A 20,061-nucleotide genomic window follows, 5' to 3' on the forward strand; every position below is an offset into this window, starting at 1 on the left:
GGCGACCAGCCCGCTCTCGGGGCGCACCACGACAGCGCCGCGTCCGGCATCACCTTCCGCGTCCACTCCAAGGGCGCGACGCGAATGCTCGTCGAGCTCTACGACCAGGCCACCGGGACGGGGGAGAAGGGCAGCCTGCTCCTGAAGGAGGAGGGGGAGTCCGGGGACTGGACGGCCACCGTCAGTGCTTCAGAGCTGCGCGAGAAGTACGGCATCGACGGCACCGTCTACTACGGCTACCGCGCCTGGGGCCCCAACTGGCCCTACGACGAGGCCTGGAAGAAGGGCTCCGAGGCCGGGTTCGTCTCCGACGTGGATTCCGAGGGCAACCGGTTCAACCCCAACAAGCTGCTGCTCGATCCGTACGCCCGCGAAGTCAGCCACGATCCGCTGCGACCCGGCATGACGGACAAGGGCGTCTACGGCTCCGGCCCGGCCAACCGGGCGAAGGACAGCGGGCCGCAGGCGCCGAAGGGCATCGTGCTCCCCGAGACCGACCCCGGCGACGGCGGCACCGGTACGAAGCCGGACCGTGCCCTCAAGGACGACGTCGTCTACGAAGTGCACCTGCGAGGCCTGACCAAGAGCGACGGCAGCATCCCCGCAGACGAATGCGGCACGTACAAGGGAGCCGGTGCCAAGGCGAAGGATCTGGCCGAACTCGGCGTGACCGCAGTGGAGTTCCTGCCCATGCAGGAAGCTCAGAACGACGCCAACGACGCCGACCCGGACAGCAGCGCGGACGACAACTACTGGGGCTACGTCACCGACAACTTCTTCGCCCCCGACCGCCGTTACGCGGCCGACGACTCACCGGGCGGCCCGACCCGCGAGTTCCGGGCGATGGTCAAGGCCTACCACGACGCCGGGATCAAGGTGCTCGCCGACGTGGTCTACAACCACACGGGCGAGGGCGGCCCCTGGAAGGCCTCGGACAAGGACACCTACAGCCTGCACTCGTACCGCGGGCTGGACAATCCGACGTACTACTCCCTGACCGACGACCGGCAGGCGCCGGTGGACAACACCGGAGTGGGCGGCAACTTCAACACCTACAACCCCGTCGCCCAGAACCTCATCGTCGACTCGCTCGCCTACTGGAAGGACACGCTCGGCATCGACGGGTTCCGGCACGACCTCGCGTCGGTGCTGGGCAACACCTGCGAGCACGGGTGCTTCCGCTACAGCGCCACCGACCCGAAGACCGCGCTGCGGCGCATCACCGACGAGATGCCGGCACGCGGTGCCTCCGGAGGCGACGGTACGGACTGGATCGCCGAACCCTGGGCGCTTGGAGAAGGCACCTATCAGGTCGGCAACTTCCCGCCGGGCTGGTCAGAGTGGAACGGCAAGTACCGCGACACCCTGCGCGGCGACCAGAACAAGGCGGGATCGCAAGAGGTGACGCCCGGGCAGCTGGCGACGCGCTTCGCCGGCTCTTCCGACCTCTACGAGGACGACGGCCGCCACCCCTTCAACTCCGTCAACTTCATGGTCGCGCACGACGGGTTCACTCAGAAGGACCTCTACTCCTGCAACGCCAAGAAGAACGACCAGGCCTGGCCCTACGGTCCCTCCGACGGCGGTTCGGACGACAACGTCTCGTGGGACCAGGGCGGCGAGGCGACTCCGCAACGTCAGGCGGCGCGCAACGGGTTCGCCTTCCTCATGCTCTCCGCCGGAACGCCGATGATGACGGGCGGAGACGAGAACCTGCGCAGCACGCGCTGCAACAACAACCCCTACAACCTGGACAACGCCGCCAACTGGCTCGACCACGAACCTGACGCGGACCAGAGCACGTTTCGTACCTACACGAAGCGCATGCTCGATTTCCGCAAGGCTCACCCGGCGCTCAGGCCCGCCGACTTCTACTCGGCGAAGGACACCAACGGCAACGGCATGGGCCAGCTCGACTGGTTCACGCCGGCCGGAGACGCACCGGACGACGCCTACTGGAACGACGCGTCCAAGCACGCACTGGCGTGGCGGATCGACGGCACCGAGTTCGACGATCCGGCCGGCGGCCTCTACGTCGCGTACAACGGGGCGCCGGATGCGGCGGAGTTCGCCCTTCCCGACGCGGGGGAGGGCAAGCAGTGGCACCGGGTCACCGACACGGGCGGCAAGTCCGAGGGGGCGGACCAGGTGGCCGAACCCGGCTCGGAAGCCCTTGTCGGGGGTGGAGGTGCCAAGTACCGGCTGGACGGGCGCTCGGTGCTCGTCCTGATCGCCAAGTAGCCGACGCCAAGTAGCCGACGCCAAGCGGTCGACGGCGGCGCGACGACCGGACGGGCGGCCCGTCAAGGGTGCTACGAGACGCCGCGCAACGCACTGCGGGCTCCCCTTCCCCGGCCGGGGAAGGGGAGCTGCGTTTTCCTCACCGAATCCACACGACGTGCGGGCCATTCTGTTTCAGGCCCCGCATTTCGTGGTCACTCCCTCTTCACCCGGCGCGGGATTCACCGGCGTTCCGGGTGAATGTGGTCAGAGGCGTCGCACCCGCGCGGAAATTCCGTGACCGATGAGCAGGTAGATCGCAGCGGGCAAGCCGTAGTTGAGGAATACCCGTACGCCTTCGCTGTCCATCGTGAAGATGTCCTGCGCCCACCAGGCCAGCCAGTCGGCCACGGCCTTCACGAACTCCACGAAGGGATTGCCCTGGTTGGCCTCCAGCAGGTACAGCATGATCCACAGGCCCAGGAACACGGCGGCTATGTCCGCGATCGTGTGGATGATCAGGGCGGCCCGGTCCGAGCCGGCGCCGTCGCGGGGGCGGCGCTCACGGCGCGGGGGAGGAGCGGGCTGAGAGTACTCGGGCGGCCCGGGCGGGGGACCTTGCCAGCCGTAGTCGGGCCCCTGCGGCGGTCCGCTGCGCATGTGGCCGGCTGCTGGTGGCGGGCCACCCGGCGGTCGGTGGTAATGCGGCTGCCTGGGCATTGGTGCGGTGTCGCTCACGAGCTTCCCGTCCGACGCTTGACCGCGTCTCTTTCGGTTGAGGAATGACCACGACGTGGGCACCCGGAAAAACTGGCAGAGGTGTCCCGCATTCCGTGGCCCGCATTACCTCTGCGTCGGGTCGGGCCGACGGCGTTACTCGTGGTCGCGGTACGCCTGGAATGATCGCCATGAGGAGTGTGCCGAGAAGTCTTGGCGCCCCCCTGAGAATTTAACGGGGGAGAGCAGGAGAAGGAAGACCGTACCTTCTGCTCGATGCCTTGATCTTCTGCGGACCGCCGCTCCGAAGCCCGTCGGGAGCCCGGTCAGCGGCCTGCACCGGAACGACGGACGGGCGGGCCGGAGGTGCGGCAGGTGTCCGGCTCCATGATCGAGCTCCGCGCGGGGCAGGCCGTACGGCGGCGCGAGGGTGGCCAGGAACGGCAGCCGTCAGCATGATCAGGTCGATCACGATCACGATCACGATCACGATCACGATCACGATCACGGCGTCCGGCTCCGTAGCCGAGCAGTCGGCACACCCCCACGCCGCCAAGGTAAACGTTGTAATCCCTCCCCCCGGCGTGGCCGCCGTCCGGGTAAACGTTGTAATCGGTCGCTCGGGACGCGCGCGCGCCATGCGCGGTCCAGCTCTGCGCGGGCGACCGGACTCCCCGTACGAGTCGGCGACGAGGCGGACACCATGGGGGCCTCCCGCGCCGCACCGCCCAACGCGTCCAAGCCACCAGGCACTTGGCCGCGACCGGCGCAGAACGCGGCCGCTCCCTGTCGACGTCCTCCCGGCCGTCGCCGTCGGCGGGTGAGGACGAAGCGGGCATCACGGTCGACGGTCCGTTCGGTCCCCGTGCCGGGCCCCGGCTCATGCTTCGCGTGCGTACTCACTTGAGGAACAAGTCGCCAGAGACAGGTGATTGAGCCTCCAGAGGCCGCCTCGGCAGGCCCACCGCGGCTGACCAGCGCAGACTCCTGCCTGACGGCAGTTACCTAGCAGCGCTCACAAGCCAGCTAGGTACGTGATGCTCATGCCATTCCCGTCCGCTTCCGCTGAAGTGGATGGTCGCGGCACCCATACGTCGTGGTGCCGAGTCCGGACGTACAGCATTCGTCTCGTGATGGGACGCCTTGAACTGACGAGAGATTGAACGAACGGATGGATTCTGCGCGACTGCCTGACGCCGACCTGCTTCAGCTCGTCCGAGAGGGCGGGGAGACCGCTCCCCCCGCGCTCAGGGAGCTGGAACAGCGCCACTTCCATGCCGTGAAGGCCTTCGCGTCGGCATGCGCCGTCAATCTCTCCGCCGGAAGCCAGCTCGCCAACCAGGCATGGCAGCGCGCGCTCCGCTCCCAGGAGGGAAGCGCCATAGGCGCCGTACGCCCGCACGCCCTCACCGTCGTGCTGCGCTCCGCGGCCGACTTCGCGGGCACGGGTCACCGGAGCGCCCTCGACTTCGACCTGGCCGTGTGGCTCGAGCCGTACCTGCCGCAGTTCCCCAGCGGCGCCCCCGGGCTCAACCCGGCGTTCTTCCACCGTGACTCCGTGACGGCACAGGCCTTCGGCGCCCTGCCGGGCTCCAGCCAGACGGTGCTGTGGCACTACACGGTCGAACACGACGACGGCGTGTGGATCCGCGGCCTGCTCGGCTCGGGTACGGAAGACGTGTCCCTGCTCAACAGGCGTGCGCGCAGGGAGCTTTACGACGCCTACGTCCAGATCCACCAGGACGAGACCCTCGACGACGAATGCCGGCGCTTCCACCGCATGGTGCTGGCCTACGCGGAGCAGCGGTGCATGAACCCCGCAGCCGATGTGATCCCGCACCTGGAGCGGTGTGCGTACTGCTCGCGGGCCGTCACCGACCTGGGTCGCATGCGCGCTGACTGCGGGGGGCTCCTGGCGGAATCGCTGCTGCCGTGGGGAGGCCAGGAGTACGCCGCCTCCAGATTCCCCACCGCCTTCTCCTCCACCTTGCAGGTCCCGGACGGTGTCGTCGAAGTCAGTCACCCGGTCACCGAGCAGCTCCCCGTCGTCGCACGGGAGCGCGGCAGGCGCCGCGCCGCCGGGGCGGGAGCCGCCGTCGCGGCTCTGAGCCTCGGGCGCAACCGCAACCGGCACGACGACGAACGCGAGGAACGCATCCCGAGGGAACGCAGGCTGAGCGGCAGACGCGTCGCCCAGTCGGTGGCCGTCCTCGGCCTGTGTTCCGTCGCTGTGGCCTTCGCCTACGCCGGAGGTGTCGGACCGGGCACCCAGCAGAGCAGCGACTCGGCGCCTCCCAAGGAGGTGCCGGAAGCACCTGCGCCGTCCAAGCCGTCGCCGTCGAAGACCACCGCCACGGCCACCGCCACCTCGACGGTCACGGCGACGAAGAGCCCCAAGCCGCCGCCCACGGGGGGCGGAGGCCAGTCCTCCTCGGCGCCCCCCGTCCGTGGTGCGGCTCTGGAGTGGGTATTCGACGGGGTCAAGCGCGGCGTGGCGGCCGACACCTCGGGGGAGAACCAGGACGGCACTCTCATCGGTGACCCGCTTCCGCGCCTGCTGAAGTCGGGAGCGGTCCAGTTCTTCGGTGTGCAGTCCGTCGCGGCGGACGGCCCCGTCGTCGACACGACCGGCAGCTTCTCCGTGTCCGCCCGCGTGAAGCTCCAGGACGACGAGGAGTTCCAGACGGTCGTCAGCCAGGACGGCACGGAGATCAGCGGCTTCCAGCTCCAGTACGACCCGGAGGAGGACCGCTGGGAGATGCGCATGGCCGAGGAGGACGACGAGGACTCCGACGCGGACGAGGCGTCTTCGGAGACCGACCCCGAGGTCGGCGTGTGGACGCATCTGACGGGCGTCTACGACGGCTCCGAGGACGAGATCCGTCTGTACGTCGACGGCGTGCTCGAGGACACCACCGACCGTGAGGGCGGCTTCGATGCGGAGGGGGACTTCGCAGCCGGACGTGCGCTGGAGGGCGACGAGTTCGTCAGGGGCTTCGAGGGGACGGTCGACGACGTACGGGTCTTCCCGAAGGCCGTCTCCGGTGCTGAGGCCGTGAAGCTGGCCCGCGGCCGCTGAGCCGGCTCCGCCGTCAGCCGAAGTCCTCCTTGAAGTACTCCGATCTCAGGGCCCGGCGGTTCCGCACGCCGAGCTTCCGGTAGATGTTCTGCAGGTGGTTGTCGACCGTGCGCTTCGAGATGGTGACCGCCTCGGCCACCTCGGCGTTCGTGAGACCTGAGCACACGAGGCCCGCGATCTCCGCCTCCCTGGCGGTGAGGTGCTTGGCCACCCCCAGCATCGAGAGCCCCGGAGTGCCGGCCTGCTCGCACAGGCGTTGCAGGGAGAAGGAGAAGTTCTCGGCTGCGGTGGCCGACCGCTCCTCGCCGCGTTGGCTCCACAACAGGCAGGCGGATGCGGCGGCTTCGGCGGCGACCAGGGACGAGCCGGTGGCCTCCAGCGCGTGGGCGCTGTCCATGAGCCTCTCCGGGTCGCCCTCCGCGAGAGCGGAGACGTATCTGGTTCGGGCGGCGAGCAGCTCGCCGTCGGCGGACCGCGATATCTGAAGCAGTCTCGCGTCCGCGGCCTTTGCGTCTCCGAGCCGGGCGATGTCGGTCAGCAGCCGGGCCTCGCTGGCCAGGTGCCCCGCCTCCCGTGCGCTCTCCACCGCCTCCCACAAGAGGTTGCGCGCCTCCTGCGCGTTGCCCTGCACCGCGTGCAACCAGGCCTGGCCCAGGGGGAGTTCGGAGCGGAAGGCTCCCCAGTCCGGCAGGCCCGCGCAATCGCTGAGCGCCTTCGTCGCGGCGGGGACGTCCTTGAGCAGCGCCGCGGCCTCGGCCTTGCGGGCCAGAGCCGTGTGCAGCGTGCCGACGAGCGAGTTGCGTGCCGCCACGGAGACCGACTGCGAAGCCCAGCGCCGCGCCTGCGCCGGCTTGCCGCGCAGGAGGGAGCATCGTGCGAGTGCCGCAGCGATCCATGCCTCCGCTCCCGGGGCGTCGTCGGCCAGCGCTTCCTCCCAGCCCTTCTCCCCCGTCCTGTACGCCTCGTCGAGCCTGCCCTCCTCCTCCAGGGCGAACATGACGGTGTTCAGGTACTGCACGGGATGCGGAATGCCCAGCGAGTTCTCCAGGCCGAGGCGTTCCTCGTACGCCTCCTGCGCCAGCTTCAGACCGCTCTTCGCACGCCCGGTGGCCACGAGGGCGGATGCACGTGGGCCCTTCCCCAACAGGCCCGCGTGGCAGCTCTCCTCGAACTGGAGGCTGCGGATGGCGTGCAGCGTCTCCTGCGGCCGGCCGAATGCCATGAGCACCGCGCCGCGAACGGCCGTCAGAACGTCCCGGTACTTCGGGTCGGTGATCCCGGCCATCGCTTCGGCACTGACCTCCAGTGCCCTGTCCGCGTCGATGAACCCCCAGGCCAGCAGCCTGGACTTGCCGATCGCGACGAGGAGCCGGTCCAGCTCACCCGCCGTCCGCTGCGCCGCCTCGTCGAAGACCTCCCAGGCGCCGTCGAGGTCGCCGAGCTCGTAGAGCGACTCCGCCAGCAGCAGGCGGGGCAGGAGTTCCTCGCTGTCCCGGCAGGCGGCCGTCGAAAGCTCCCTCACCTGCCGGAAGTTCTGCGTACGGCGTGCCAGCGTCGCGGCTCTCAGGAGAGTGTCCGGATCCGCCGAACCCGTGGCGGCGAGCTGCCAGGTCGCGATCCGTATCTTGTCCGTGAACCTCTTGGCGCCCCGTGCCTCGACCAGCGCGGCCTCCTCACTGAGGATGCGCCGGCGCTCCGAGGACGGGATGGCCGAGCGGAGCACCTTCTCGTGCGCCGGATGCCTCAGGGACACAGACTCCCGTCGGCCGTCCCGCGTCGTGCGTGTGAAACCGAGCACCTCCAACTCGTCCATCGCGCCGTCGGGCAGGCTCGCGGCCTCCACCGGCTGGCACAGGGCGATCCGGTTCAGCGTCCGTCGGGACTCCGGAGCGATGTCGGTCAGCCGCCGCTCCAGCAGCTCCGAAAGGAGCGGAGTGGAGCCCACATCGGAGATGAGCGTCCACGACTCCCCGTCGTCGATGAGGCTCTCCCGTTCCAGGGAGTGCTGGACGAACTCGCGGAGATACCGGGGGTTGCCTTCGCTGACCCTGTGCAGGATGGAGACGGTGCGGGGTTCGACGGCCCCGCCGAGTGCGCGGCGCATCACCTCGCCCACCTGCTCCTCGCCCAGGCCGTGCAGGTCGATCCGCCGGGCCGTCCCGCTCGCCTGCAGCGAGTACGCGACGGGCTTGAGCTCCCGCAGGGAACCGACCGTTCCGACGAGGAAGAGCGCCCCGGATTCCAGGAGTTGGCCTATGAGCGAGGCGGAGGGCTCGTCGAGTGCTTCCAGGCCGTCCACGACGAGGACGAACCTCGTGCCCGTCGAGCCGTGGGAGCACTTCTCCGTCAGGGCCTCATGCGTCCTGTTGAACAGGTCCACCGCGTCGTTGACGTTCGTGCCCTGCGGAAGCAGATGCGCGAGTGAGGCCAGGGGGGAGTGGTCGCCGGAGACGGGGATCGCTTTGCCGGTCCCGTGACCGCGGTGGCTCGCACGGCGGCGGCAGACCTGGGCGAGTTGTGACTTTCCGGCACCCTGGGGGCCGTGGACGATGAACGCCTGCCACCGTTCACTGACCAACGCCGCGTCGAACTGAGCGACTTCCAGCTCGTATCCGACGAACGGCCAAGGTATCGGGTCGCCCACCATCTCCCCCTTTGCGCGAAGTCGGGCAGCGAGCCGCAGCCGCAGGAGCCCGCTCCCCGGGCGGCCGGTCGTGCCGCCGCCGACTGCCGCACCGTCCCGTGAGCCATGCGTGTCGGAGGCCCAGGATCAACCTCGCCCGGTCAATGGCTGTTTCCTTCCGCGGACCTCACGAGCAGGGTACGGATCCCGCAGGCCGGGGGAACCCCGTGTGGCCAGAGTTGTCGGATCATGCGCGGACTTGAGCCCGCCGGGGGGCCGGCAGCCTTCGGCCGGTGGCGAGACCGCGGACCGGCGTATTCCACCCCGTGTCGGACTCCGCGAAATCTGAGACGTTCCGTGCAACTATGCCCGAGTCCTGTGCGTCTGAACTGCTACCAGAGGAAATGCGCCACAAGGGGGCCTCCCATGAGAAAGACCAGCCTGCTTGCCATCGCCGTCCTCACGAGCGTCGGGCTGCTGACCACCGCGTCGGCCGGCACGGCAGCCGCGAGCGGCACTGAAGGCTCCAAGGGGGCCACCACGGCGACTGCGAGTGCCGCTGCGAGCTGCGGCGTCACATGGGGGAGCCTGCCCAAGGCCGCCGCTGAGACCGGCAACCGGCCGCTGACGAACGTGAGGACGGGGCGGCACGATTGCTACGACCGCATGGTCCTCGACATCCGCGGTGACCTGCCCGCCTCTCCGACCGGCTACCAAGTGCGTTACGTGAGCAAGCTGTACCAGGACGGCTCAGGGAATCTGATCAAGATCAACGGGGGCGCGATTCTCGAAATCGTCGTCACCGCACCGAGTTACGACTCGGAGACCTACGAGCCGACCTACAACGGACGCGGCGGCAAGCCGCTGCCGGGTGTGAACCTCACGGGCTACAAGACGTTCAAGGACGCCCGCTTCGGGGCGAGTTACGAGGGAACGACCCAGCTCGGTCTCGGCGTACGGGCCCGGCTGCCGTTCCGGGTGCTCCCCGTGGGCGACCGGCTCGTGATCGACGTCGCCCACTCCTGGGCGAGTTGAGAGTGGGTCGGGGGCGGTCCCTGACCGGACCGCCCCCGACTTCGCCTCACCCGGCCCACACGAGCGTCGTCGGCGAGGACTGCACAGTCCTTCGCCCGGATTCCGAGCACTGATGGACGCACGACAACCTTGATCAGGTTCGTACGCGCGGAACCGCGGCTGTGTATGCCGCGTTGTGCCGGATGCGCGCCGGTGGGGGGAGTGCGTCCACCGTGAAATGCCGTCCTCAGAAACCCGCGGCCTTCGACGTCGCCGTCGGGCAGGCGGCAGATCTCGCCTCGCTCATCAGTCCGGAAGTACTTCTCGCCCCCGTGTTGGCGAAAAGGACGCTCCGGTCAGGGCCGCGAAGGCGTGGCCCGCCCCCTTCAGCCCGCCTTGGTGAGGCGGTATTCGGTCGAGGGGAAGCCCCCCTGGGCGCTGCACCGCGAGCTCGACCTGCTGTCGGTCCAGTTCCAGCCGACGGGCGCCAGGCACGCCCACTGTCCCTCCGAGGGAGAGACGACGTTGTAGCTCATGCCGTTCGGGACGCCGCAGTCGGCGTCGTAGGTGACCCAGTCGTAGGTCATGCCCGGCGGGACGGAGCACTGCCAGGCGGCCTGAGCCGGCCCCGCGCTCACCACGGTGATGCCACCCGCCAGCGCCGCCGTGAGGGACGCCGCTGCAATGGATCTTCGAAGCTTACCCATTCTGACTCCTTTACACGGGACGGCAATTCACCGTCCGCGGAGGACATAGGAGCAGAACGAATGCGCCGTCACAAGTTTTCCCGGCCACAACTCGCCTGGGAGGGTCTTTCTTTGCCACATGAGGCAATTGCAGCGTTGTGAATTGCCCATCCGGGCAATGGCGTTCATGGTGACCGGCGCTCAGAATGAGCAGGTCGTGAGCCCTGAAACCGGTATCAGGACGGATTCCGTGCGATGACTCCTGTCCAGCATTCCCATCCGCGGCAGGCCGACTCCTTGCCGGGTGAAGGGAATCGGCGCCACGGCCTCGAATTCCCACGGATGCAGGGCCAGGACGGGCCGGCGACGGCCCGTCCGTCCGCGACGACGTCGCACGTGGCGGGACCGTGCCCGGCGCCCGGGCTGTGGGCCTGCGTCCGTCTTGTCCGGCGGGGGTCACGGGCGTACGTATGGCGTACGGATGAGGCATCGCACGAGGTCGGAGGTCCGCACCCGACGGGTGTGGACTACACCGGAGGAAAGCGGCCGGAACAGCGGTATGCTCTCGGCCTCGAAACACAGAAATTGCCGCCAGGCGTGCTCAGTTGAAGCACCTCGGCATCATCCCGCTCCCGTATACCTCGGGCCTTGGGCGGAATCCGTCCTTCAGTGGCGGCGAACCACCAGGAGAAATGATGGGCAGTGGTTTTGTAGCACGGCTCACGGCCAGACGTGACGCCACTGCCGAATCAATGCGCAATGCAATGACACTGCACGTGCCCGCCTATGCCGCACAGCCCTCGTCGCGGCATGCCGCCCTTCTTGAGGAAGTGCACGACACCTGGCGTCCCGTGCTGATGCGGTCCGCTCAGAACGAGCCGCTCACAGAGGCCGATCTCGAGCCGTACCGGGCGCTGGCGCGTAAGAGAGCCGCCAGTTCATTCGCGCTCAGGGACGTCCGCACCGGTTTCGAGGTTGCGCACACGACCGGGCTTCGTGAATGCCTCTCCACGATAGAGACCGGTGACGGCGACGAGCCCATAGCCTTCATCGCCTGGGGTGTACGGGAATTGCCCCGCGTCATGGGAGCGGTCGAAGGCGCGTACGTGGCGGCGTGCAGTGCGGCGAAAAGCCGTACCGAGGCCCGGGAGTTGCTGCTGGACCGACTGGTGACAGGGAAGGACGCACGCGACACGGCGGCTTCTGTCGGCATCGAACTGCCCAGCGGCTACCTGGTGTTGCTCTGCCGCCGGCGTTTCCACGAGAACGACTCAGCCCTACGCCGCAGCGCGCTTCAGGGCCAACTGGCGGCGGTCCCCGGTCTGTTGTGGCGTACCGATCCTGCCGTGGGCGGCCTGCTGATCCTGCTCCCGGTGCACATGAACGTCTCCGTGACGCGGGCGGTGGCGCGGGACCTGACGACGGCGATGGTCCAAGCCCTCGGGCAGCGCCTGAACATCGCCGAGGCCCACGCGGACAAGCTGGACGCGGTGCCGGCGGCGGTACGGGAGGCCCAGCAGGCGCTGACTCTCGTCACCGCGATGCCGGACGCCGAGAACCGTCCGTACAGCACCGACGAATTGCTGGTCGAACTCGCAGTGGCCCGGCAGCCGGCCCTCCGGGAGCGGCTCACCGGACTGCTGGCACCCTTGCAGCAGGGGACGGACCTGCGGCGGACGCTGGAGGCCCTGTTCGACTGCGGACTCGACCGGCAGAGAACCACGGCGGCGCTCCACATCCACCGAAGGTCCCTGACCTACCGGATCCAGCGCATCCGCGAGCTCACCGGCCTCGACCCCTCCACGGCCCACGGCATCCAGCTTCTGCGTGCCGCGCTGACCGCCAGCCGTCTGCCCGCCGCCTCGGGCGCCGCCCACGCCGACCCTGCGACCGGACTTCAAGCCGCGGCGGCCTCCGCCACGGGTCCACTCGGCAACTGAGCCTGCTCGGCGGTCAGTTCAGCCCCGGGAGCGCGCGTCCGGGGCCTTGGCGGCGTGAGTGCCTTCGACCCGTCCCCGCCTCACCGGGAGAGCACCCCATGCCCGAAGACCCGGCGTCCCCGTCGACGCCTTCCACGATTCCCTCGCAGACCGGCACCAGGCGCATTCCGTGGAGCGGCCTCCCGCAATCCGTCTCGACCGGGATCGAGAACGTCCTCGGAGGCACCGTTACCTCGGCCGTCAGCCAGGGAGGGGGCTTCTCCGACGGCCTCGCCGTCCGGCTCCAACTGGCCGACGGGCGACGAGCGTTCGCCAAGGCCGTCGACGCGGCGACCGCTCCGGCAGTGGGCGCGTTCCACCGTCGCGAGATCGCGGTGGCCGGGCGACTGCCCTCCGGGGTGCCCGCGCCGCGACTGCTGGGGTCCTTCGACGACGGCGACTGGGTGGCGCTGGTCTTCGAGGAGATCGAGGGGACGCTGCCCGTACAGCCGTGGCGTGAGGACGAATTGGAGCGGGTGCTCGACGCGGTCACCGACGTCGCGGACCGGCTGACCCCCGCTCCCGAACTCGGCCTCTCCGAAGCCGCACCCCGGCTGGGCGGTTGGGGGCGGCTGTCGCAGCAGCCGGGGGGAATGGCGAAGCTGAGCGCGTCGGCTCCCCGAGCCGCCCGCGACCTCGAGTTCCACCTCACTCTGGAGTCGCAGCTCGATGAGGCGATCGCCGGTGAAACGCTGTCCCACGGCGACCTGTATCCCTTCAACATCCTGCTCACCAAGGACCGTGCCGTCCTGGTCGACTGGCCTCATGCCTGGACCGGGCCACGTCACGCCGATCTGGTGATGCTGCTCGGCAGCGTGGCGCTCAGCGGCATCGACCCTGAACCCTTCGCGGCACGCCACCCGTTGCTGACCGGCGTCGAGCCCGAAGCGGTGGACGTGCTCATCTCGGCACAGGCGGGTTTCCTCCTCGCCGCGGCCTGCTCGGCGGAGTCCACCGCGGATCAGCCCCTGGTGGACATGATGACCGGACTCGGACTGGCCTCTCTGGACTGGCTCTTCACCCGGAGACGGGCAGCACGCCGGAGCGTCTGACGTACGAACAGGCCCTGGTCGCACGCCACTTGAGGACAAGCGGATGCCTCCGAGCCGCGAGAAGATCCGCGCGCCGGCCCGAGTCCGTCTGCCGAGATTTCTGTCTCCGGTCGTCAGAGGCTGGCGAGCAGGTCATCGAGAGGACCGGGTATGCGGTCGTGGTCGAGGGCCTCGACGAGGACGCGGCCGTAGTGAATCTTGCGCCCCTTCTTCGTGCCGAGGAAGCGCCGCAGCTGCTGCTGTGAGGTACGGCCCCGCTGTGCGGGCTGGCGCAGGAAGGTCTGCAGGGCGCGCTGGTCCCCCTCGGCCCGGACGAGCTCCTCCACCCGCGTCACGCCCAACGCGCGGATCAGCTCGTCCTCCAGATCCGCCGCGCAGACGAAGAACTCTTGCTCTGCTGCACCGGCACGCTCCAAGCCGCGGGTGTAGAAGCCGCGTTCCGCCTCGTCGCACAGTCCCGTGAGGCGGAGGCCCAGGCCGGGTGGCCCGAGGAGGCGGGCGAAGCGCGCGACGCTCATGGCACCTCCCATCGGCAGGACGCAGACTCCTTCGGCTGCCAGGTCCCGGCCTCGGCTCGCTGCGAGCGCGTCGACTGCCGCGACGTCGCTCAGCCCTTCGAGTAGGACGGCGGTCCGGACGGAAAGCTGCGCCGCCAGCTCGCGCGCGCGGTCGCCGGGGCCACCGGCCGCCCACGCGATGACCGCTTCCCGGAAAGACCCCATGTCAGCCATGAGCCGAGTCTCCGCTCTTCCCGGCCTCCGCGGTAGGGAATTTGCGCCTGCGCGGCCGGACTCAGCGGAGACTGAGTCGGCCCTTCGTCCGTGGTCCTTGCAGGTGCCCCCGGCAGGATTCCAACCGGCGCACATGGCTCCGGAGCTACGCTGACCGGGCGCGCCGCGCGAAGCGCGCCGAGAAGGGGGTGGGCGCGATGGACCGAGTCGACACGATCGTCGTGGGCGCGGGTGTCGCAGGATTGACTGCGGCACGACTGCTTTCCCGGAGCGGCCGGCGGGTCGTCCTGCTCGAAGCTCGCGATCGCATCGGCGGACGTGTGTGGAGCGACCGGGAGGGCGGCGTCACCACCGATCTCGGCGCGTCCTGGATCCATGGGATCAACGACAGCCCGGTCGCCGCAGCGGCAGCCGCATTCGGGCTGCGGACCGCGGAGTTCACGGTCGGCGGGTACCAGCCGTACAGCCGGCCCATCGCCTACTACGGCCCCTCGGGCGTTCGTCTCACCGACGACGAAGTGGAACGCTTCGTGGCCGACATCGACGCGGTGGACGCCGAGCTCGCCCGCGTCGTTGCCGCCATCGCGCCGGGGCGCTCGTACGGTGAGGCGGTCGAGACGGCCCTGGTCGCCCAGGGCTGGGAGGCGGAACGCGCCGAGCGCGTGCGGGAGTACCTGCGCCATCGAACCGAGGAGCAGTACGGCGTCTGGATTGACGACCTCGACGCGCACGGCCTCGACGACGACTCGATCGACGGCGACGAGGTCGTCTTCCCCGACGGCTACGACGCCCTCGCGACGCACCTCGCGACGGGACTCGACGTTCGCCTTGAACACGTCGTCACCTCGGTGCGGTGGTCGTCCGACGGAGTCGAAGTCACCACCGATCACGGCGTGTTCACGGCGAACCGTGTCGTGGTCACCGTCCCGGTCGGAGTGCTGAAGTCCGCCGAGTTCGTCATCGAGCCCCCGCTGCCCGAAGCGGTGGCCGGTGCGATGGCACGCCTCGAGATGAACGCCTTCGAGAAGGTCTTCCTCAGTTTCCGCTCGAAGTTCTGGGACGACGAGGTGTACGCCATCCGTCAGCAAGGACCGAGCGGGGCCTGGTGGCACTCCTGGTATGACCTCACCGCGGTGCATGGCGTGCCGACGCTCCTCACGTTCGCCGCCGGTCCGGCCGCGCAGGAGACGCGAGGATGGAAGCAGGAGAAGATCGTCGACTCGGTCCTCCGCGAACTGCGCCGGCTCTACGGCGACCACGTCGAGGACCCCACCTCTGTGCACGTGACCTCGTGGCAGGACGACCCCTACTCGCGAGGGTCGTACGCGTACATGACCGTGGGATCGGCGCCCGAAGACCACGACCTTCTCGCCACCCCCGTGGGCGGGGTGCTCCATCTCGCGGGCGAGGCGACGTGGACCGACGACCCGGCGACGGTCAACGCGGCGCTCCGCTCCGGCCACCGCGCCGCGTCCGACGTCCTCGGCCGTCCCGTCCCGATCGAGGACGCCTGGGCCGCCGACTGAGGGCGTTCCGCCGATCTCCCGCGACCCCGATGCAGCCGAAGCCGATCAGAGCACCGGTCTCCGCGCCATACGGCGAAGAAGCCGTCTTCCTGTGAGGAAGCCACCTACACCGATTGGAGTGCACGCGCACCATGCCTGCTCAGCAGAGCGAAGAGCCGGAAGGCAAAAAGGACATCGAGCCTGTCAGTACGAACGCTCCGCCGGGCTCGGTGTCCAATGTCTTCTCAACCTTCACCTTCCTCATCATCGCAGTCGCAGTGATCGCACTGATATTTCCGCTCCACTACGAAGCCATTGACTGCGGACCGCTCATCGCCCCGGACGGTGACCCCCATGATTCTCTGGTTCAGCTGTGCAACACCAGGCGAACGCAACAGATCTCATGGGTCGGCCTCGCATTGGCCGGCGCCGTAACTACGACGATCATTGCGTTCCTCACCCGGCGTGAAAGGCCACCGGCCTACTGGAAGGACTAGAAGGGCGGCCGACTCCTCGGGCGTCCCCCGGTCCGGATGGTCTCTACCCGCCGCACGAACTCCCGCCCGGACTTGGCGCTGGTCATCACGTGCATACCGCGAGGACGGGTAGCAGGGCTTCATCAGGTCGAGCCCTTAGGAATTGATCAACGCTCCGGCCAGTCCAAGCGAGCAAGATCGCATGGGCCTCCGGAGACATGCGCATTCGAGGTCGGTGGAGCCGGCCCGCCCCGCTGGCGCCTTGCTCTCTTCTGGCTCGCCTCCGCGCGCGGTCGCGGTCGACCGGGTCGCGCCCGACGAGGCAGGTGCGCGACCCGAGCCGGGCCGCCCTTCCCACGCCGGCATCGCAACGACGACTCGATGCAGCCGTCGCACCGCTTCCAGTGCATCACCCCTCTGACCAGCATCGAAGGGCCGTCCATCTCTTCTCGTGGACGGCCCTTCGAGCGTGTGGGCGGCCTGCCGGTCTGCAAGGGGCGGGACCCGTCCGGCGGACTGCCGGGCGGGCCCCATGCGAGTCAGGCATCCCGTGCCAGCGCACCATCCACTACCCAGCCGAGTGGATGCAGTTCCGGGTCGTCCGAGGCAGGGGCCGGAGGTTCTCCTCCCGCCTTGTTGAAGGCGGTGAGTGCATCGATGAGCGCCAGTCGCTGCGTCGAGCCGAGTCGGGCGACGATCTCGGCGATCTCGGCGCGGCGCCGGGCGGTGACGTCCTCGACGGTGCGACGGCCTTCCTCGGTGAGTCGCAGCAGGGTCTCGCGGCGGTTGTCAGGGTTGGTCTGTCTGTCGGCGAGGCCTGCGGCGATGAGCCTGTCGACCATGCGCATGGCCGTCGACGGTGCCACTTGGAGCAAGTCGGCGAGCGCGACCAACTTGGTGGCTCCTCGCGTGGACAGCACGATCAACATGCGGAACTGAGGGAGTGTCACCCGCTCCTCAACTGCGGCGAGGGAGCGGGCGGAGACAGCCACCAGAAGGCGGGACGCGGTCAGGACCGCCCGGGTGACCGCATCCACGTCGTCGATGGTCCCCGCAGGGAACTTGCGCTCCGCCATGTGTCCTTTCTACCGCGCCGGAGCCGCTGCTATCTCACTCAACGGGAACAGATTTTCATTCCACATGATCGTGATAGCGAAGAAGGAGCATGGCCGCGTCGTCGTGGAGCGGTCCGGCGGCATGCCGCACCAGGTCTTCGCGGAGGCTCTCGAGGGCGCGGTCCGAGTCGGGCTCCTTGAGCAAGTCCGCACGGTCGCCGAGTGGATAAAAGGAGCCATTCGCATCCCGGGCCTCGGTGACGCCGTCGGTGTAGAGCAGCAGTTGTTCTCCAGGCGTGAAGCTCACCCGGTAGGGCTTCCTTCCTTCATCCCCGTAGGCGCCCAGCCCCAGAGGAAGGGCGTACGAAGGCGGTTCAGGAAAGTCGACGGTCCCGTCCTGATGTACAAGCATGGGCGCCGGATGACCACAATTGAGGAAGACGACCTCATCGTTTCCGATCTCTGCAAGAACAGCAGTGACGAACTTCTCCCCCTCCAACTCCCGGGCCACACTGCGCTCCAGCCGTTCTCCCACCACCATCAAGTCCGGCTCATCGTGGGCAGCCTCCCGGAACACGCCGAGCACAACGGCAGCGGTCTCCACCGCACCCAGCCCCTTGCCCTGTACATCCCCCACGATGACCCGGGCCCCGTGCGGCGAAGCCACTACTTCGTACAGATCACCGCCGATACGCGCCTCGGCGACCGCCGAGGTGTACGACACCGTTGCCTGCAGTGAGCCGGCAGTCCGCGGCACCGGCCGCAGCAACACCCTCTGGGCCACCTCCGCGATCGACCGAACGCTGGCCAGCTCCGCCTCTCGGCGGGAGCGCATCACGGCGGCTGCGATGCCTACACCGGTGACACCAGCAACCGACACCATCGCCGTGAATCCCCGACGCTCCTCGAAGAGGCCGTCGTACAAGCCGAGACCGATGCACAGCAGCATGGCCACAGTGCCGATCAGCGCCGTACGCCGCCATCCGCCGACCAGCCCGGAGAAAGCCGGACCGAGCGAGACCAGCGGTAGGAACCCCACGCCCGCCCCGGCGACGACATCCGCCGCGGCCACCACGGACATCACTGCCACCGGCATCCAAGACAGCACCGCGGAACCGGACGTTGGCCTCTCCACGGTCATGCGTCCTCCAGCGATGTCACAGCGCAGGCAAGCCGCCTGAGCACTTCCGACGCAGACTACGTTCGCCTTTAGACTATGCAAAGATCTCTCGAAGGCGGCGGCCTTCCCCCGGCCCTTTACGCAATAGAGACTGAGAGCCGATATATCCGCCTTCCGGAAGGCGCAGATGCCCGACGCACAGAGCACACCGAACCGGCCGCCTCTCCCCGTCGGGTGGCGGCGCTCCTTGGCACGGCTGCCGATCCTCCTCTTCGAGTGGCCAACGGCATGGGTCTTCGGCAACCGACTGCTCCTGCTGCACCACGTAGGCCGCGTCACGGGGCTCGACCGCCGAGTGGTTCTCGAAGTGGTGGAACGTGGTCCCGCCGACCGCAGTTGGACCGTCGCCTCGGGCTTCGGCCCCAAAGCGGCGTGGTACCGCAACCTGCAGGCAGACCCGAGAACGAGGGTTCAAGTGGGCAACCGCCACTACACCGTTACGGCACACTTCCTCTCGCCTGAGGACGGTGCCGAAATCATGGCGCACTACGGCCGACGGCACCCCCGGACCGCACGTCGCCTGTGCGCCTTCATGGGTCTTCCGGCGGAGGGCACCGATGCGGGATTCAGGACGGCGGGTCAGGTTATCCCTTTCATACGTCTGGACGTCGACGTCGAACCTCAGCTGCCATGACGCCAGAGAGCAGAGTCGCGCGGACAACCGAGTCTGCCGAAGGGCGCCCCGATCACCCTCGTCGCGGGACTGCTCAGGTGCAGTGGCGCAGCTCGCGTTCTGAACTCGACGTTCTCCGAGCCGGAGTTGCGTCACCGTCCGCCAAGTGGGCTGAGGAACTCGCGGATTGCAGCGTCTGTTGACGCGCCGTTGACGGACAGACAGGCGTAGCAAATGTCGGCCGTCGGTCACTGTGTGCAGGTGTGCGTGAGGGATGGTCTCTGCAGCGTGGTGGGCGTGAGCTGGGTCTGCGTCAGCATCGTGGGAGCCATGGAGCACGAGTGCCGGGCAGGTGACACCTTGCGTCAAAGTACCGTCGAGGGTGGCCCATTGGCGCAGGTCGTTGGCCAGTCCGGCGGATCGGTCCTCGTACGACGTGAGCGCGTCAAGCACGGTTCGCATGTAGCTCAGTCGCGCGCTGTCGGTGACGATCCAGTCGACCTGCTTTCGTCGCGCGCGACCGGCCAATGTGGATTCCTGTCGTACGAAGGCAGCTGCGGCAGCGCTCGGTCAGCGGTCAGCCAGAGTTGACAGCACCCAGGTGCCGCGCCGAGAGAGGAAGAGCGTTCTCGCGAGCGTTGGGACGTGCGGGTCGTAGTGCCAGGTGATCGCGGACTCGAGCACGGGCTCGGGTCTTCGTCCTGTCACGGCGGAGGAACTCCAGAGCCGGCGGTCCTACACCGGGCTGGACCGTCCATCGGGCACCTGTAATCTGTGCGCATGATCGTTCGAATCTGGCGGGGATGGACGACACCCGAGAACGCCGACACATACGAGTCGATCGTCAGCACGCGTGTGCTGCCCGCCATCGCCGAGCGTAAGCTCGCCGGCTACCACGGTGCCTACCTGCTTCGGCGTCCGCTAGACGGGGGTGAGGTCGAGTTCTCCACCATCATGCTGTTCGACTCGATCGACACCGTCCGGGAGTTCATCGGCCCGGACCCTGAGGTCGCGCACGTCCCGGCCGAGGCAAGGGCCGTCCTGGCACGGTTCGATGAGCGGTCCGCCCACTTCGAGACGCTGTTGACGCCGGAGGCCACACGTCCCGTGTGAGTGGTGCGGCGGTCCGGG

15 protein-coding genes are annotated in these 20,061 nt (G+C 68.6%); 9 read left to right on the top strand and 6 right to left on the bottom strand.

Annotated elements, in window-relative coordinates; genetic code table 11:
* On the top strand, window positions 1–2,241 hold a 2,241-nt coding region (locus H5J26_RS08010; protein WP_181765031.1), incomplete at its 5' end, for an isoamylase.
* A gap of 246 nt (window positions 2,242–2,487) precedes the next feature.
* On the opposite strand, the gene H5J26_RS08015 is transcribed toward H5J26_RS08010, so the two are convergent.
* Complete coding sequence (locus tag H5J26_RS08015; RefSeq protein ID WP_181765032.1) at window positions 2,488–2,880, bottom strand: hypothetical protein; 393 nt, start codon at window positions 2,878–2,880, stop codon at window positions 2,488–2,490.
* Window positions 2,881–4,108: 1,228 nt separating this feature from the next.
* Between H5J26_RS08015 and H5J26_RS08020 the strand changes: the two genes are divergently transcribed.
* Complete coding sequence (locus tag H5J26_RS08020; RefSeq protein WP_181765033.1) at window positions 4,109–6,016, top strand: LamG domain-containing protein; 1,908 nt, start codon at window positions 4,109–4,111, stop codon at window positions 6,014–6,016.
* A gap of 13 nt (window positions 6,017–6,029) precedes the next feature.
* Here the strand turns inward: H5J26_RS08020 and H5J26_RS08025 are convergent, their stop codons facing one another.
* Entirely contained in the window at window positions 6,030–8,663 is a 2,634-nt protein-coding gene (locus H5J26_RS08025; protein WP_181765034.1) for a helix-turn-helix transcriptional regulator, read from the bottom strand.
* A 402-nt stretch (window positions 8,664–9,065) separates the two neighbouring features.
* Between H5J26_RS08025 and H5J26_RS08030 the strand changes: the two genes are divergently transcribed.
* Window positions 9,066–9,674 (top strand): AMIN-like domain-containing (lipo)protein, encoded by a 609-nt coding sequence (locus H5J26_RS08030; RefSeq protein WP_181765035.1) that lies wholly within the window; start codon window positions 9,066–9,068, stop codon window positions 9,672–9,674.
* A 365-nt stretch (window positions 9,675–10,039) separates the two neighbouring features.
* On the opposite strand, the gene H5J26_RS08035 is transcribed toward H5J26_RS08030, so the two are convergent.
* Window positions 10,040–10,360, bottom strand: a complete 321-nt coding sequence (locus H5J26_RS08035) for a hypothetical protein (protein WP_181765036.1) — start codon at window positions 10,358–10,360, stop codon at window positions 10,040–10,042.
* Between the two features lie 743 nt (window positions 10,361–11,103).
* On the opposite strand from H5J26_RS08035, the gene H5J26_RS08040 reads away from it, so the two are divergent.
* Window positions 11,104–12,279, top strand: a complete 1,176-nt coding sequence (locus H5J26_RS08040; RefSeq protein WP_181765037.1) for a PucR family transcriptional regulator — start codon at window positions 11,104–11,106, stop codon at window positions 12,277–12,279.
* 98 nt (window positions 12,280–12,377) lie between these two features.
* On the top strand, window positions 12,378–13,370 hold the full coding sequence (locus H5J26_RS08045) for an aminoglycoside phosphotransferase family protein (protein ID WP_181765038.1): 993 nt from the start codon (window positions 12,378–12,380) through the stop codon (window positions 13,368–13,370).
* 113 nt (window positions 13,371–13,483) lie between these two features.
* Here H5J26_RS08045 and H5J26_RS08050 read toward each other — a convergent pair whose 3' ends face one another.
* The gene (locus H5J26_RS08050) at window positions 13,484–14,101 is read right to left on the bottom strand and encodes a TOPRIM nucleotidyl transferase/hydrolase domain-containing protein (protein WP_181765039.1); all 618 of its coding nucleotides are present in this window, start codon (window positions 14,099–14,101) and stop codon (window positions 13,484–13,486) included.
* 197 nt (window positions 14,102–14,298) lie between these two features.
* On the opposite strand from H5J26_RS08050, the gene H5J26_RS08055 reads away from it, so the two are divergent.
* The gene (locus H5J26_RS08055) at window positions 14,299–15,627 is read left to right on the top strand and encodes a flavin monoamine oxidase family protein (RefSeq protein WP_181765040.1); all 1,329 of its coding nucleotides are present in this window, start codon (window positions 14,299–14,301) and stop codon (window positions 15,625–15,627) included.
* A 131-nt stretch (window positions 15,628–15,758) separates the two neighbouring features.
* Entirely contained in the window at window positions 15,759–16,103 is a 345-nt protein-coding gene (locus H5J26_RS08060) for a hypothetical protein (RefSeq protein ID WP_181765041.1), read from the top strand.
* 518 nt (window positions 16,104–16,621) lie between these two features.
* Here the strand turns inward: H5J26_RS08060 and H5J26_RS08065 are convergent.
* Window positions 16,622–17,158: a MarR family winged helix-turn-helix transcriptional regulator gene (locus tag H5J26_RS08065; RefSeq protein WP_181765042.1), complete on the bottom strand. Its 537-nt coding sequence runs from the start codon at window positions 17,156–17,158 to the stop codon at window positions 16,622–16,624.
* A 55-nt stretch (window positions 17,159–17,213) separates the two neighbouring features.
* Window positions 17,214–18,278 (bottom strand): PP2C family protein-serine/threonine phosphatase, encoded by a 1,065-nt coding sequence (locus H5J26_RS08070; RefSeq protein ID WP_181765043.1) that lies wholly within the window; start codon window positions 18,276–18,278, stop codon window positions 17,214–17,216.
* A gap of 166 nt (window positions 18,279–18,444) precedes the next feature.
* Between H5J26_RS08070 and H5J26_RS08075 the strand changes: the two genes are divergently transcribed.
* Complete coding sequence (locus tag H5J26_RS08075; protein WP_181765044.1) at window positions 18,445–18,951, top strand: nitroreductase family deazaflavin-dependent oxidoreductase; 507 nt, start codon at window positions 18,445–18,447, stop codon at window positions 18,949–18,951.
* Window positions 18,952–19,710: 759 nt separating this feature from the next.
* Window positions 19,711–20,043: an antibiotic biosynthesis monooxygenase gene (locus H5J26_RS08080; protein ID WP_181765045.1), complete on the top strand. Its 333-nt coding sequence runs from the start codon at window positions 19,711–19,713 to the stop codon at window positions 20,041–20,043.
* Window positions 20,044–20,061: the final 18 nt, after the last annotated feature.

It is taken from the genome of Streptomyces albidus (ex Kaewkla and Franco 2022), assembly GCF_013870515.1.
In the GTDB taxonomy this organism is placed as follows: Bacteria; Actinomycetota; Actinomycetes; order Streptomycetales; family Streptomycetaceae; genus Streptomyces; species Streptomyces albidus.

Bases quoted from the DNA above. Each gene is read 5' to 3' on its own strand.
- H5J26_RS08070 (WP_181765043.1), bottom strand. From the start codon at position 18,278: ATGACCGTGGAGAGGCCAACGTCCGGTTCCGCGGTGCTGTCTTGGATG.
- H5J26_RS08030 (WP_181765035.1), top strand. From the start codon at position 9,066: ATGAGAAAGACCAGCCTGCTTGCCATCGCCGTCCTCACGAGCGTCGGG.
- H5J26_RS08080 (WP_181765045.1), top strand. From the start codon at position 19,711: ATGATCGTTCGAATCTGGCGGGGATGGACGACACCCGAGAACGCCGAC.
- H5J26_RS08075 (WP_181765044.1), top strand. From the start codon at position 18,445: ATGCCCGACGCACAGAGCACACCGAACCGGCCGCCTCTCCCCGTCGGG.
- H5J26_RS08020 (WP_181765033.1), top strand. From the start codon at position 4,109: ATGGATTCTGCGCGACTGCCTGACGCCGACCTGCTTCAGCTCGTCCGA.
- H5J26_RS08035 (WP_181765036.1), bottom strand. From the start codon at position 10,360: ATGGGTAAGCTTCGAAGATCCATTGCAGCGGCGTCCCTCACGGCGGCG.
- H5J26_RS08025 (WP_181765034.1), bottom strand. From the start codon at position 8,663: ATGGTGGGCGACCCGATACCTTGGCCGTTCGTCGGATACGAGCTGGAA.
- H5J26_RS08015 (WP_181765032.1), bottom strand. From the start codon at position 2,880: ATGCGCAGCGGACCGCCGCAGGGGCCCGACTACGGCTGGCAAGGTCCC.
- H5J26_RS08050 (WP_181765039.1), bottom strand. From the start codon at position 14,101: ATGGCTGACATGGGGTCTTTCCGGGAAGCGGTCATCGCGTGGGCGGCC.
- H5J26_RS08040 (WP_181765037.1), top strand. From the start codon at position 11,104: ATGACACTGCACGTGCCCGCCTATGCCGCACAGCCCTCGTCGCGGCAT.
- H5J26_RS08065 (WP_181765042.1), bottom strand. From the start codon at position 17,158: ATGGCGGAGCGCAAGTTCCCTGCGGGGACCATCGACGACGTGGATGCG.
- H5J26_RS08045 (WP_181765038.1), top strand. From the start codon at position 12,378: ATGCCCGAAGACCCGGCGTCCCCGTCGACGCCTTCCACGATTCCCTCG.
- H5J26_RS08055 (WP_181765040.1), top strand. From the start codon at position 14,299: ATGGACCGAGTCGACACGATCGTCGTGGGCGCGGGTGTCGCAGGATTG.
- H5J26_RS08060 (WP_181765041.1), top strand. From the start codon at position 15,759: ATGCCTGCTCAGCAGAGCGAAGAGCCGGAAGGCAAAAAGGACATCGAG.